Source organism: Ferrimonas aestuarii, from assembly GCF_005116665.1.
Taxonomy (GTDB): Bacteria; Pseudomonadota; Gammaproteobacteria; order Enterobacterales; family Shewanellaceae; genus Ferrimonas; species Ferrimonas aestuarii.
In genome coordinates this window covers 57,507-71,007 of the sequence record NZ_SWCJ01000017.1, presented here as the reverse complement: position 1 = coordinate 71,007, position 13,501 = coordinate 57,507, and the positions used below count along the sequence as shown (strand labels likewise).

Sequence of the window (13,501 nt, the reverse complement as noted above, 5' to 3'; positions counted from 1 at the left end):
TGGGGGTCGTCGTTGTATCTGTTTGAAAGCCTGAGAGACCTGGCCGCTGGTTATCTGGAGCCAGCTCAGGTAGAAGATCTCACTCGAGCCTACATCACCGCCAGAGATGCCCATGATGGGCAGACTCGATCCAGCGGCGAGCCCTATATTACTCACCCGATTGCGGTAACGCGCATTCTGGCAGAGATGCGTCTCGATCATGAGACGCTGATGGCTGCCCTAATGCATGACGTCATCGAGGATACCGAGACCACCAAAGAGGATCTCGCCGAGCAATTCGGTGAATCTGTGGCCGAACTGGTCGAAGGGGTGTCGAAACTCGATAAGCTCAAGTTCCGCGACAAGAAAGAAGCCCAGGCGGAGAACTTCCGCAAGATGGTGCTGGCCATGGTACAGGACATTCGGGTGATCCTGATTAAACTGGCCGACCGCACCCACAACATGCGTACCCTAGGGTCGCTGCGTCCTGATAAGCGTCGTCGTATCGCCAGAGAAACTCTGGAGATTTACGCTCCCATCGCCAACCGTCTCGGTATCCACAACATCAAGAATGAACTGGAAGATCTCGGCTTCTCCGCCCTGTATCCCATGCGTCATCGCGTGTTGCGTGACACCTTGCAAGCCGCCAGCGGCAATCGTAAAGCGATCATGAACTCCATCAAAGAGGCCATTGTTGGTCGCTTGGAAGAGGTGGAAATTCAAGGGGTTGTTCAGGGCCGAGAAAAGAACCTCTACTCCATCTACAACAAGATGGTGAACAAGGAACTGCAGTTCCAAGAGGTGATGGACATCTACGCCTTCCGAGTAACGGTGAAAAACATCGATACCTGCTATCGGGTGCTGGGTGCCATGCACACGCTGTACAAGCCTCGCTTGGACCGCTTTAAAGATTACATCGCCATCCCCAAAGCCAATGGCTACCAAAGTCTGCACACCTCACTTTACGGTCCCCATGGGGTTCCAGTAGAGGTTCAGGTGCGCACCGAAGACATGGACCAGATGGCCGACAAAGGGGTGGCGGCGCACTGGATCTACAAAGACGACGGCGAAGCCAAAGCCACCACGGCTCAGGTTCGCGCTCGCAAGTGGATGCAGAGCCTGCTGGAGTTGCAGCAAAGCGCTGGTAACTCCTTCGAATTTATCGAAAACGTTAAGACCGACCTGTTCCCAGACGAGATCTATGTCTTTACCCCAACCGGAAAGATCATGGAGCTGCCACTGGGGGCGACTGCCGTCGACTTTGCCTACATGGTGCATACCGATGTGGGTAACGGCTGCGTGGGAGCCAAGGTCAACCGTCATGCTTACCCATTAAGCCAGCCGCTGAAATCGGGACAAACGGTGGAGATCATCACCGCCCCTGGAGCCCGTCCAAACGCCGCCTGGCTTAACTTCGTGGTGACAGCCAAGGCCCGAGCCAAGATTCGTCAGGTACTGAAAAACCTGCAGGATCGAGATGCCACCGCCCTCGGCAAACGTCTGCTCAACCACGCGTTAGGCGACATGCAGCTGGAAGACATTCCCAGCGAGCGCATTCAACACGTGGTCGCCGAATATCGTCATCAAGAATTCGACGAACTGCTGGCCGACATTGGCCTTGGCAATGCCATGAGCCTAGTCGTCGCTCAGAAACTGCGTGGCGAAATCGAAGCCGACAAAGACAACGACAAACTGCCGATTCGCGGTGCCGAAGGGGTTCTTCTGTCCTTCGCTAAATGTTGTCGCCCAATCCCTGGGGATGACATCGTTGCCCACGTAAGTCCAGGTAAAGGCTTGGTGGTGCACATTGATAACTGTCGCAATATTCGTCGTGCAAGAGAGCTGGAATCAGAAAAATTCCTGAATGTTGAGTGGGATCAAGACAGTCGCGAAGAATTTGTCACAGGCTTGCGGATGGAAATTGTGAATCATCAGGGCATTTTGGCAAAACTGACCTCGATTATTGCCGCTGCTGATGCCAATATTCATAATCTGAACACCGAAGAGAAGGACGGTCGGGTGTACTCCATCGAGCTGACCCTGACCGTTAAGAATCGGGTTCACCTAGCGAATGTCATGCGCAAGCTACGAGTTCAGCCAGAAGTCCTGAAAGTAGCGCGCAACCGCAGTTAAACAGATTTTGGGAACTAACATGACTGATAAAATTGTAATCGCCACCGACAACGCTCCAGCCGCTATCGGTACCTACTCTCAAGCCATCAAAGCCGGTGATACCGTGTACGTTTCTGGCCAGATTCCACTGAACCCAGAAACCATGGAGATGGTAGGTGACGATTTCGATAGCCAAGTCGTTCAGGTATTCGACAACCTGAAAGCGGTTTGTGAAGCTGCCGGCGGTAGCCTGCAACACATCGTTAAGCTCAACATCTTCATGACCGACCTGAGCAACTTTGCCAAGGTGAATGAAGTGATGGGTGAATACATCCAACAGCCTTACCCTGCTCGCGCCGCCATTGGCGTAAAAGAGTTGCCAAAAGGCTCCTTGGTTGAAATGGACGCAGTCATGGTGCTGTAACGCCCATTCTGACAACCACACTATACTTTTTGGGGCGCTCAATGCGCCCCTTAGTTTGTTTTAGAGGTAAATCTGCATGAGCCCCGAACGCTTAGCACGAATTAACGCCATGCTGGATAAGCGCCAGCCTGATCTGACCATCTGCATGGAAGAGGTGCACAAGCCACACAACTTGGCAGCAATGGTACGTACCGCCGATGCCGTTGGGGTTCACCGCGTTCATGCCATCTGGCCAGATCAGAAAACCAAACTGTCCGGCGGCACCGCCACCGGCAGCCAAAACTGGGTGGATCTGAAATCTCACGCTAACATCGTCGATGCAGTCAAAGCGCTGCGTGAACAGGGGATGCAGATCATCGCCACCAACCTGTCCGACACCGCCGTGGATTTCCGCGAGATTGACTACACCAAGCCGACGGCCATCCTGATGGGCCAGGAAAAATTTGGCATCACCAAAGAAGCACTGGAACTGGCTGATCAAGACGTGATCATCCCGATGGTGGGCATGGTGCAGTCACTGAACGTTTCGGTTGCTACCGCCCTGATGCTGTATGAAGCCCAGCGCCAACGCCAAGAAGCGGGCATGTACGACACTCGCACCTTGGACGATGCCGAATGTCAGCGCCTGCTGTTTGAAGGTGGCCACCCAATCTTTGCTAAGATCTGTCGCCAGAAAGGCTTGCCTTACCCTCGCGTTGACGAAGAGGGTCAAATCGACGCTTCCGACGACTGGTGGCAAAAAATTCAGATGAATAAAGATTCCTGGGAACACTTGGACGACTAATTCAAGTCACAAAGCGGAGCTTAAACAGCTCCGTTTTTTGTTTAAATTGGCAAAAACCTTCATGTTTTTGCCATCGACCACAGTTCACACGATTTACGCTGTTTTTTGTAGCATTCTCTATCACTTATTCACCTAGCTAAAAGGGCTAAATTAACCGCAATTAATCTACATTTCGCTCCATTTCCTGCTATTTTCAAGTGGTTAGACCCGTTTTTTATGTCCTCGCCATCCGGGGGCAATCATAATCAAACAAAAAACAAGAACAGGTCGTGACAACGACAATCACGTGGGAGAAGACGATGACTGAGGTATTCAAAAGTCCAGTAGAGCTGCTGGATGACTGGGCACGGGTTCAAGGAGAGAAAACCTACCTGCGTCAACCAATCGATCGCCAACTGAACGACTACAGCTGGACTCAAGTGCACCAAATGGCGCACCGTCTGGCAGGCGCACTCTACAAGTTAGGTTTTGAGAAAGGCGATAAAATTGCCATCCTCTCTAAGAACTGTGCCGAATGGTTCATGGTGGACTTTGCCCTGATGGTTGGTGGCTTTATCAGCGTGCCCATCTACCCTACCGCCAACGCCGACACCATCAAATACGTACTGCAGCACTCAGAAGCTAAAGCAATTTTCATTGGTAAGTTGGACGACCCCGCCAGCCAAGAATCCGGCATTGGTGGCGAAGTCAGCCGCCTCAGCATGGGCCACGACCACATGCCATGCCAGTATCACTGGCAACAACTGCTGGAGCTGGCAGAACCCTTTGAGTCCCAGTATCCAGCCGATGATGACATCATGACCATCATCTACACTTCGGGCTCAACCGGTAATCCCAAAGGCGCGGTCATGACCTACGGCGCATTTAGTTGGGCAGCCCATCGCATCGCCCAGCATCTCGGCGGTACCCCTCAAGATCGTGTCATCTCCTATCTGCCACTGGCCCACATTACTGAGCGTGCCTACATCTTTGGCAGCTCCATTGTTGGCGGCGGCACCGTGTATTTTGTGGAGAGCCTAGACACCTTCGTTGAAGACGTCCAAGTGGCCAACCCCAACTTCTTCCTGTCGGTCCCTAGATTGTGGACCCTGTTCCAGAAAAACATCATCGCCAAAGTGGGTGAAAGCAAACTTAATCTACTGCTGAGCGTTCCCGTAGTCGGCAGCTTGGTGGCACGCAAAATCCGCAAGCAACTCGGCCTCAACAGCGCTCGAATCCTCGGCTGTGGCTCCGCACCGGTGTCGCCCGCATTGCTGCACTGGTATGGCCGCATCGGCATGAAAATCACCGAAGCCTGGGGAATGACAGAAAACGCGGCTTACGCCACCCTGAACTTCCCATTCAGACAAGACAAGATCGGCACCGTCGGCGCGCCAGGCACCGACGTTGAGCTAAAGATTGGCGAAAATAATGAGCTTCTATTTAGAAGCCCAGGACTGTTCAAAGAGTACTACAAACGCCCAGAGGCCACCGCCGAAGCTCTTACCGAAGATGGCTTTTTCCGCACCGGTGACCAAGGTGCCATCGACGACGATGGCTACCTATGCATTACTGGCCGCGTCAAAGACAACTTCAAGACCGCCAAGGGCAAGTTCGTTGCCCCAGTGCCCATTGAGCGTCGATTGGCGCAGAACAACAACATTGAACTGGTGTGCGTTATTGGCTCCGGGCAACCCTATCCCGTGGCGCTGGTTCAACTTGCCGAGGGTGCCCATGGCCTGCCCAAAGCCGAAGTGGAAGCGTCTCTGGCAAAGACCTGCGCCGAGGTCAGCGCCTCCATGGAGAGCCACGCAACCCTTGGCGGTGTCTTAATCACCGATGAGCCATGGACCGTGGATAACGACGTGCTTACGCCAACCCTGAAGATCAAACGCCATGTGCTCGAAGCCAAGTACAGCGAAAAGATCGGTGGCATGCGTGGCGATCAGGTTGTTTGGGAGCAGCAACTAAATTAACAAGCCGCCAGCTAAAATCCCTCACGTATCAGCCCCGTTAAGGGGCTGATTCCTTTCTAAATCACTGCTATTATCTGATCATATTTACAGTACTTTTGGATAATGCCTTGACGGATCTCTCCGCTCTACCCGTCACCTCCCTCAAAGGAGTGGGTAGTAAAGTCGCAGAAAAGCTCGCCAAAATTGGCGTTGAATCGGTACAGGATCTGCTGTTCCATCTGCCCCTGCGCTACGAAGACCGCACCAAGGTATGGCCAATTGCTCAACTGCTCCCCGGCATTCACGGCACCATTGATGCCGAAATCCTGTCTTCCAATGTCAGCTATGGTCGCAAGAGAATGCTCACCGTAAAGGTGATGGACGCCACTGGAGGCCTCACGTTGAGGTTCTTTAACTTCGCAGCCGCGCAGAAAAACGCTCTGCAGGCAGGAAAGCGGATTCGAGCCTTTGGCGAAATTCGCCGTGGACTTCATGGCCTCGAGATTATCCATCCCGAGTACAACCTGCTCTTGGAAGACCAACCAGTTGCACTGGAAGAGCGACTGACCCCGGTTTACCCAACGACCGAAGGGTTGAAACAGCTCAGTCTAAGAAAACTGTGCGAACAAGCCATTGAACGACTGAAAAGCGCTCGGGTGCCGGAATTGTTGCCTCCTGGACTGTACGACCACCAGCTCACCATGGAGCAAGCCCTGCTGACCGTGCATCAACCGCCAGCTGATGCCGACACCGAACTGCTTGCCCAGGGCCAACACCCAGCGCAACAACGCTTAGCCATGGAAGAGTTGGTGGCTCAAAACCTCTCCATGCTGCAATTGAGGCAAACCGCCGACAAACACCAGGCTCTGCCCCAACGGATAAATCCCGAACTGGAAACCCAATTTCTCAGCTCATTGCCGTTTTCACCAACGGGCGCACAGCAGCGCGTAGTGCAGGAGATTCGCACCGATCTGGCTAACCATCAGCCGATGATGCGACTGGTTCAAGGGGACGTAGGCTCAGGAAAAACCCTGGTTGCGGCACTGGCGGCACTCACCGGCCTCAGCGAAGGTCGGCAGGTTGCCTTAATGGCACCAACTGAGCTGCTGGCCGAGCAGCACGCCATCGCCTTTGCCAACTGGCTTGAGCCACTCGGCTTTCCGGTAGCTTGGCTCGCAGGCAAACTCAAGGGGAAAGCTCGAGAGCAAACCCTTGCCAAAGTGGCCGATGGTAGCGCTAAGATGATCGTCGGAACCCACGCGATTTTCCAGGAGCAGGTCAGCTTCGACCACCTTGCCCTGATCATCATCGATGAACAGCACCGATTCGGGGTGCATCAACGGCTAGAGCTGCGAGAAAAAGGCTTTAAAGACGGCAACTACCCACATCAGCTGATCATGACGGCAACGCCGATTCCGCGTACGCTTGCGATGACCGCTTATGCGGATCTGGACACCTCCATCATCGACGAGCTGCCACCAGGAAGAACACCCGTAACCACTGTCGCCATTGGTGATAACCGTCGCGCTCAAGTTATTGAGCGAGTTCGTCAGGCTTGCCTAGAAGACAAACGCCAAGCCTACTGGGTGTGTACCCTGATTGATGAGTCGGAAGTATTGCAATGCCAAGCCGCTGAAGACACGGCGGTAGAATTGACGGAACAACTTCCCGATCTTAAGGTCGGATTAGTACATGGACGCATGAAACCCGCTGACAAACAGCAGGTTATGCAACAGTTTAAAGCTGGAGAGCTGGATCTTTTGGTGGCCACCACGGTCATCGAGGTTGGGGTGGACGTCCCCAATGCCAGCTTAATGGTGATCGAAAACCCGGAACGCTTAGGCCTCGCACAACTGCACCAGTTGCGTGGCCGCGTAGGCCGAGGCAGTACCGCCAGTCACTGCGTATTGCTTTACCACGCGCCGCTGTCAAAAACCGCTCAAGCGCGTATCGGCGTGCTCAGGGAGAGTAACGACGGTTTTGTGATTGCCCAGCGAGATCTCGAGATTCGAGGTCCAGGAGAGGTACTGGGAACCAAACAGACAGGGTTGGCGGATCTGAAGATTGCCGATCTGGTTCGTGATGGCGGATTAATACCTCAAGTTAAGAATTTAGCGCAGCATTTGATGCTGCACCATCCACAATATGTACAACCTTTAATCGACAGATGGCTGAAAGGTCGAGAGATTTACAGCCAAGCCTAGACAGAGCGACCGAATTTTGCACAATGGAGATTCAGGTCGTCACAGGAGTTAATAGACCAAGATGAATCAAAACCAAAGCGACAGTTCCCGCCCCAATACCGTACTGATGGCAGGTGTTGCCGTCGTAATATTGGTGAGCATTGGCGCTTGGTTCTATCTTGCCAATGAGCCGGAAAAACCCCAGGCCAACATTGCGCCGATCGAACCCGTCATTGAACCCATAGTTGAGGTGCCTTCCGAGCCACTTCCTACCGAGCCCGTGGTTGAACCGGAACCAGAGCCATTGCTTCCACCTGAGCCAGAGCCTGAGGTAACCGTAGAACCGGAGCCAACCCCTGAACCCGTTGAACCCGCCGTTGAGTTGCCTCGACTGTCTGAGTCTGACGACTTTGCTAAAGCACAACTTAACTCGTTGGCTGATGGCATGCAGCTGGGGCAGTTCCTGATCCCAGACAGCCTAGTTCGCCGCTTTGTTAGCTTGGTGGATAACTTAGCTCAAGGTGAAGTACTGCGTAAGCAGGGCCCATTCAAGCCTCTGTCAGAGCCGTTCAAGGCCGTTGAGGTCAGCGGACAGCTGTATCTAGACCCTGATGGTCATCACCGATACGACGCTTACACCAGCTTCCTGTATCGCTTAGATGAACGTGCGCTACGTGACACCTTCCTGTTGCTGGAACCACTGTTTGAAGAAGCCTACTCAGAGCTGGGTTATGAAGACAGCTTCCGTAACCGTCTGGATGACGCCATCGATCTGATTTTGTCGGCACCAGAACTGGATACGGCATTGGCTTTAGAGAGCTACTCGGTGAACTACGAGTATCGTGATGAGGACCTGCAATCACTGACCGACGTAGAAAAGATGATGCTGCGCATGGGCCCAGATAACGCCCGCAAGCTGAAGTCCACTCTACGCCGCTTCCGTGCCGCAATGAACGACTGAGTCAATATCACGGCTTCAAATGCAAAAACGCCTCGCCATCGCGAGGCGTTTTTTTAACCCAATACTTTGACCATTTTTCGGTGGGCTATCGATCCAAATAGCGTATGCCCGGCGCCCACATCTTGGTAGCCTAACTTGACGTAAAAACCAGTCTGGTTCTCACGGGATTGCAACATCACCTCATTCATCCCAAGTTCAACCGCTTGCTGCTCTAAACCTGCTAACAGCACTCGACCTAAGCCCTGCCCCTGACAACTTTCCGCAATGGCCATGTAACGAATCTGACCTGTGTAAGTGTCTACTCGATGCAAACGACCACTGCCAACCACCTCACCCTGTTCAGTAATTATCACCTTATGCCAAGACTCGCTCTCTATCTCATCCAACTCGCTGCCAACAGGTTGGCCCCAAGGCTGACGCAGAATTTGGTACCTCAGGTGGAGTCCTTTTCGATACTCATGGTCATTTGGCATAATACAGCGCATTTTTCTACCCACATCTGACATAAAGCAAAGATTTTTATAGCCTATCACAGGTAGACTGATGCAAGTGGCTGGCACAATGCGGGTTAACTTTCGCTTAAGTGTTTGCCTACCGTGGACGATATAACAAAATGATCGTGAAAATTTAGGGTTACCCAATGTCACAAAATGATAATCGCCAAGAGTTTCTAGTATTCACCCTTGGTCCAAAGCGCGCCTTTGCCATCACTACACTGAAAGTGCGTGAAATCGTAACCCTAAAGAGCCTCAACCAGATTCCCGGCAGTCACCCCTGCATCGTCGGCACCATGCCCCTGCGCGGCACCACACTCTCCGTCGTCGATCTAGCTGCCGCCATCGGCATGCCAAATGAAGAGTGCAAGCAGATTGTGGTGTGTGAACTTCAAGGCAGCCTCTACGGCTTGCTGGTAACCGGTATCGATACCATCCACTACTGCAACAGTAGCGACGTAGCAGCCATGCCTAGAGCCCTTGGCACATCGAGCTACAGCGCCGGCGTGATTCGCCGCGAGAAAGATCTAGTACAGGTGCTCGATTTAGAGCGTATTTTGGCAGAAACCGTTAACCTGCCAACTCGTCAGAGCGATGAGTTTATTCTTAATCCCGACACCCTAGAGCAGATCCGCAGTCAACGCATTCTCATCTGTGATGACTCTCGATTTGCCCGCCGGCAGCTTGCCAGCGTGCTGGAAGAGCACGGCATCGATTATCACAGTGCTCCCCACGGTAAGGCAGCACTGGAGAAATTGCAGGAACAAGCCAACATCGGTGAACCGATCCAAATTCTGGTGTCTGACATCGAGATGCCGGAACTCGATGGCTACCAGTTGGCCACCACGGTCCGTGGCGAAGCCTGCCTAAAAGAAACCTACATCATTCTGCATACCTCCCTAAACAGCGACGTATGCCGACGCTACACCCAAACCAGTGGCGCCAACGAGGGTCTGTGTAAATTTGACCCTGAAGCCCTGCTGGCCGCCATCGCCCGTGGTGCCAACTATTAAGGTCGGTTGATCTAGGCTTACAAAAGTTAAGCCCTGAAGGCAGAACTGGTATACTCAGACACACCCCATTGGCCTGCGTCTCTGGGGTGTTCTTATTTTGGCAATTGGGTAATCAGTGTGACCAGCGAAAAACGCCTCAACAAATTTATTAGTGAATCCGGGTTCTGCTCTCGCAGAGAAGCCGACAAACTCATCGAGCAACAGCGCGTGACCATCAATGGTCAACTGCCGGAGTTAGGCACCAAAGTTCAGCCCGGTGATTGTGTTGAGGTGGATGGTAAGCCCATCAAAGCCAGTGCCGCCAATAAATCCGATCGCATCTACATCGCGTACAACAAGCCCATTGGCATCACCTGTACCACTGAGCGTGACGTCAAAGGCAACATCATCGATGCCATCGGCCACAAGCGCCGAATCTTCCCTATCGGTCGACTGGATAAGCCCTCAGAAGGACTGATCTTTCTCACCAGTGATGGTGACATCGTCAACAAGATTCTGCGGGCTGAAAATGCCCACGACAAAGAGTATGAAGTCACCGTCGATCAGCCAGTCAGCGAACGTTTCCTGTCCAAAATGGCATCAGGGGTACCCATTCTCGGCACAGTGACCCAGCCGTGTCGCGTTAGCCTTGTGAGTAAATATCAGTTCCGCATTATCCTGACTCAGGGCCTGAACCGCCAAATTCGCCGCATGTGCGAATATCTAGGTTATGACGTCAAAGCCCTAAAGCGCATCCGCATCATGAATGTGGATCTCACCGGTCTCAAGTCCGGACAGTGGCGTAATCTGACCGAGCAAGAGATGGCTGAGATCAATGCCGCCGTCGCCGGCTCCAGCAAAACCGCCACCGACACGGCTCAACCAAAACAAAACGGCACCTTCAAACTGGCGCGACCGATCAAACCCCGTTCCGGCAATCCGCGCCGACCGAGTGGCCAAGGGGAAGGTCGAGGTGCCCTAGAGCGCCCCAACGAACGCGGTGAACCTAAGCGCAAGCCAAGAGAGGACAATCACGGTCGTTATGATCGCTCTGAACGCAGCGATAGCCCACGCTTGAGACGCAAACCAGAAAGCGAAGCACCAAAGAAGAAAAAGGTGTTCGTGGACAACCCCAACAAACCTAAGGCTGAGCCTAAACCCAAACCGGTCAGTGGCAACACGCTAACCCTGAAGCGCAAGCCGAAGTAATGCCATAGACGGTATAAGCCAGAATCAAAAACGCCGCCCAGCCATCGCTGGGCGGCGTTGTTTTTAATCTCTAAACCTGCAGATGGAAGGTCACGGGGCCATCGTTGGTCAGTGACACCTGCATGTCTGCCGCAAACTCGCCGGTCTCTACTTCCATACCGGTGCTGCGACAATACTCCACAAACTCCAGGTAGAGTGCCTTGGCCTGATCCGGCTTACCGGCGCCGGAGAAGCTTGGGCGTAATCCTCGGCCGGTATCGGCAGCCAGCGTAAACTGACTCACCACCAGCAACTTACCGCCTGCATCGCGAACGTTGAGGTTCATCTTGCCCTCTTCATCGCTAAAAATGCGGTATTTCATTACTTTATCGGCCAGCTTTCGCAGCGATTCGGAATCGTCTTTCTGCTCAACGCCCAGTAACACCAATAGGCCTGCGTCGATCTGGCCTATTACCTGATTGTCCACCTCAACTTTGGCTGCGGACACCCGTTGAATTAACGCTATCATTACTCCCCCTTAGATTGACCGCCCAGTGTGCCGTCATCCTCTAAGGAGCGCAAGCCGCTGTTTTCCCCTGCTGAGCGGGAGAAAAACTCCGGTAACGACGCCGTCACCTCGGCGCCAAGTAGCAGAATCATCCACGACAGATAGACCCACACAAACAGGATAGGAATCACCGCGAGAGCGCCGTAGATTGCCTCATAGGAGGGGAAAGTCGTAATGTACCAAGCGAAGCCTTTCTTACCGGCTTCAAACAGCAATGCCGCCACCACCGCACCAGCCAAAGCATGGTGCAGCCTAACCTGCGTATTCGGCACCAAGGCGTAGATCATCACAAACGCCAGCACACTTAAGAAAAACGGCAATTTGGCCACAAACATCGGCACCACAGTGTCTAAGCCGACTTGGCTAATGAGCTCCATCGACACCAGATATGAGGTGGTGGCGATGCTGGCACCAATGAGAATTGGCCCCAGAGTCAGGATCATCCAATACATGGAAAAGGAGTACACCAAACGGCGGCGCTGCTTAATGCGCCAAATCTGATTGAGCGCCTTATCGATGGCGGAGATCAGCGCCAATGCCACTACCGCCAGAAACACCACTCCAAAAGCGGTCATCTTGGAGGCATTGTCGACAAACTCCCCTAGATACTGCTGCACCACATCGCCAGCCGTGGGCACAAAGTTGGTGTAAACGAACTGCTCAATCTGCGACTTTAATCCAGTAAAGCCCGGAAAAGCGGAAAAGATCGATAACACCACCGCCAGCAGCGGCACCAGCGACAGCAAGCTCATGTAGGCCAGATAGCCAGACGTCACCTGCAAACGGTTTTCGCCGCTACGCTTTACCAAAAAACGCAAAAACGCAGGAATGTTATGCCAAGGAAACTGTTTCAGCCGCAGCTGAGCCTGTTGAAGTCGACTCATAATGCACCAACCAAGAAAATGTTAAGCAAATGATACCATGAGCAACTAGAGTATTGAGATAGTTGGCTTCTTCGGGTTAGCTTAAGCAATTATTAACCGAGATTTTTGGAGAAAGCCACCATGTCTGGACAAGGGTCAGCGGGTAACGTCATCGCCGCCATCTGCAGTTTTTTCATCCCAGGGCTAGGACAACTGGTTCAAGGACGAATTCTGGCTGCACTGCTATTTTTCGTTTTCATTGGCGTGGGCTATGCCATCGGCCCGTGGTTGCTATTTATTCCCTATCTGATCGTGGTGCCTGTGCACGTATGGTGCATCATCGACGCCGCTAAATATAAATAGAGAGGATCACCATGAAGTATCTCCTGTTAGCGTTTACCTTAGTTTTAGGAGGATGTCAGTCCGCCTACTACTCAGCAATGGAACAAGTTGGCTATCACAAGCGAGAGATTCTTACCGACAGGGTGGAAGACGCTCAGGAGAGCCAAGAGGATGCCCAAGAGCAGTTCAGCTCTGCGCTCGAGCAACTACAAACCTTGGTGAGCTTTGATGGTGGCGATCTAGAAGCGGTCTACGATGACGTTCGCAGTGAATACTTAGCCTCCGAAGAGGCGGCCAATGAGGTTCGCAGCCGCATCGACGCCATTGATGATGTTGCGCAGGCGCTGTTTGTCGAATGGCAAGATGAGCTAGAGCAGTATCAATCTGCGAATCTGCGCCGCGACAGCCAAAAGCAATTGAGTGCTACCCAACGTCAATACCGCTCCATGCTGCAAAGCATGAACCGAGCAGCGGATAAAATGGATCCCATCTTGGCCAAGCTCAAAGACAATGAGCTGTACCTAAAACACAACCTCAATGCCAAAGCCGTCATGGCCATCGGCAACGAATTTGATGGCCTAAAACGGGAAGTGCAAACCTTAATCAAAGAGATGAATTCGGCCATTGCCGAATCGGATCAATTTATCCAAGCATTAGGTAACTGAATTTGATTTTTC

13 protein-coding genes are annotated in these 13,501 nt (G+C 52.8%); 10 read left to right on the top strand and 3 right to left on the bottom strand.

Annotation, left to right across the window (positions count from 1 at the left end; all coding sequences use genetic code 11):
• Positions 1-12: 12 nt before the first annotated feature.
• The 6 genes from spoT to FCL42_RS17330 all read left to right on the top strand — a co-directional run bounded on the left by spoT (position 13) and on the right by FCL42_RS17330 (position 8,377).
• Positions 13-2,112: a bifunctional GTP diphosphokinase/guanosine-3',5'-bis pyrophosphate 3'-pyrophosphohydrolase gene (gene spoT, locus FCL42_RS17355; protein WP_136864699.1), complete on the top strand. Its 2,100-nt coding sequence runs from the start codon at positions 13-15 to the stop codon at positions 2,110-2,112.
• Between the two features lie 19 nt (positions 2,113-2,131).
• Positions 2,132-2,515, top strand: a complete 384-nt coding sequence (locus FCL42_RS17350; protein WP_136864698.1) for a RidA family protein — start codon at positions 2,132-2,134, stop codon at positions 2,513-2,515.
• 76 nt (positions 2,516-2,591) lie between these two features.
• Positions 2,592-3,299, top strand: coding sequence for a tRNA (guanosine(18)-2'-O)-methyltransferase TrmH (trmH, locus tag FCL42_RS17345; protein ID WP_136864697.1), 708 nt, complete (start codon positions 2,592-2,594; stop codon positions 3,297-3,299).
• Between the two features lie 299 nt (positions 3,300-3,598).
• Positions 3,599-5,254 (top strand): AMP-binding protein, encoded by a 1,656-nt coding sequence (locus FCL42_RS17340; RefSeq protein ID WP_136864696.1) that lies wholly within the window; start codon positions 3,599-3,601, stop codon positions 5,252-5,254.
• Between the two features lie 107 nt (positions 5,255-5,361).
• Positions 5,362-7,437: an ATP-dependent DNA helicase RecG gene (gene recG / locus FCL42_RS17335; RefSeq protein ID WP_169308436.1), complete on the top strand. Its 2,076-nt coding sequence runs from the start codon at positions 5,362-5,364 to the stop codon at positions 7,435-7,437.
• A 61-nt stretch (positions 7,438-7,498) separates the two neighbouring features.
• On the top strand, positions 7,499-8,377 hold the full coding sequence (locus FCL42_RS17330; RefSeq protein ID WP_136864694.1) for a DUF3014 domain-containing protein: 879 nt from the start codon (positions 7,499-7,501) through the stop codon (positions 8,375-8,377).
• A 53-nt stretch (positions 8,378-8,430) separates the two neighbouring features.
• On the opposite strand, the gene FCL42_RS17325 is transcribed toward FCL42_RS17330, so the two are convergent.
• Positions 8,431-8,850, bottom strand: a complete 420-nt coding sequence (locus FCL42_RS17325; protein WP_169308435.1) for a GNAT family N-acetyltransferase — start codon at positions 8,848-8,850, stop codon at positions 8,431-8,433.
• A gap of 167 nt (positions 8,851-9,017) precedes the next feature.
• On the opposite strand from FCL42_RS17325, the gene FCL42_RS17320 reads away from it, so the two are divergent.
• The gene (locus FCL42_RS17320) at positions 9,018-9,884 is read left to right on the top strand and encodes a chemotaxis protein (protein ID WP_136864692.1); all 867 of its coding nucleotides are present in this window, start codon (positions 9,018-9,020) and stop codon (positions 9,882-9,884) included.
• Between the two features lie 117 nt (positions 9,885-10,001).
• Positions 10,002-11,072: a 23S rRNA pseudouridine(2604) synthase RluF gene (gene rluF, locus FCL42_RS17315; protein WP_229359897.1), complete on the top strand. Its 1,071-nt coding sequence runs from the start codon at positions 10,002-10,004 to the stop codon at positions 11,070-11,072.
• Between the two features lie 70 nt (positions 11,073-11,142).
• On the opposite strand, the gene dtd is transcribed toward rluF, so the two are convergent.
• Both dtd and FCL42_RS17305 read right to left on the bottom strand, forming a co-directional pair.
• The gene (gene dtd / locus FCL42_RS17310) at positions 11,143-11,580 is read right to left on the bottom strand and encodes a D-aminoacyl-tRNA deacylase (protein WP_136864690.1); all 438 of its coding nucleotides are present in this window, start codon (positions 11,578-11,580) and stop codon (positions 11,143-11,145) included.
• The gene (locus FCL42_RS17305; RefSeq protein ID WP_136864689.1) at positions 11,580-12,503 is read right to left on the bottom strand and encodes a virulence factor BrkB family protein; all 924 of its coding nucleotides are present in this window, start codon (positions 12,501-12,503) and stop codon (positions 11,580-11,582) included. Before FCL42_RS17305 ends, dtd begins: the two co-directional genes overlap by 1 nt.
• A 120-nt stretch (positions 12,504-12,623) precedes the next feature.
• Between FCL42_RS17305 and FCL42_RS17300 the strand changes: the two genes are divergently transcribed.
• Positions 12,624-12,845, top strand: a complete 222-nt coding sequence (locus tag FCL42_RS17300) for a hypothetical protein (protein WP_136864688.1) — start codon at positions 12,624-12,626, stop codon at positions 12,843-12,845.
• Between the two features lie 11 nt (positions 12,846-12,856).
• Positions 12,857-13,489, top strand: a complete 633-nt coding sequence (locus FCL42_RS17295; RefSeq protein ID WP_136864687.1) for a DUF2959 domain-containing protein — start codon at positions 12,857-12,859, stop codon at positions 13,487-13,489.
• Positions 13,490-13,501 lie beyond the last annotated feature (12 nt).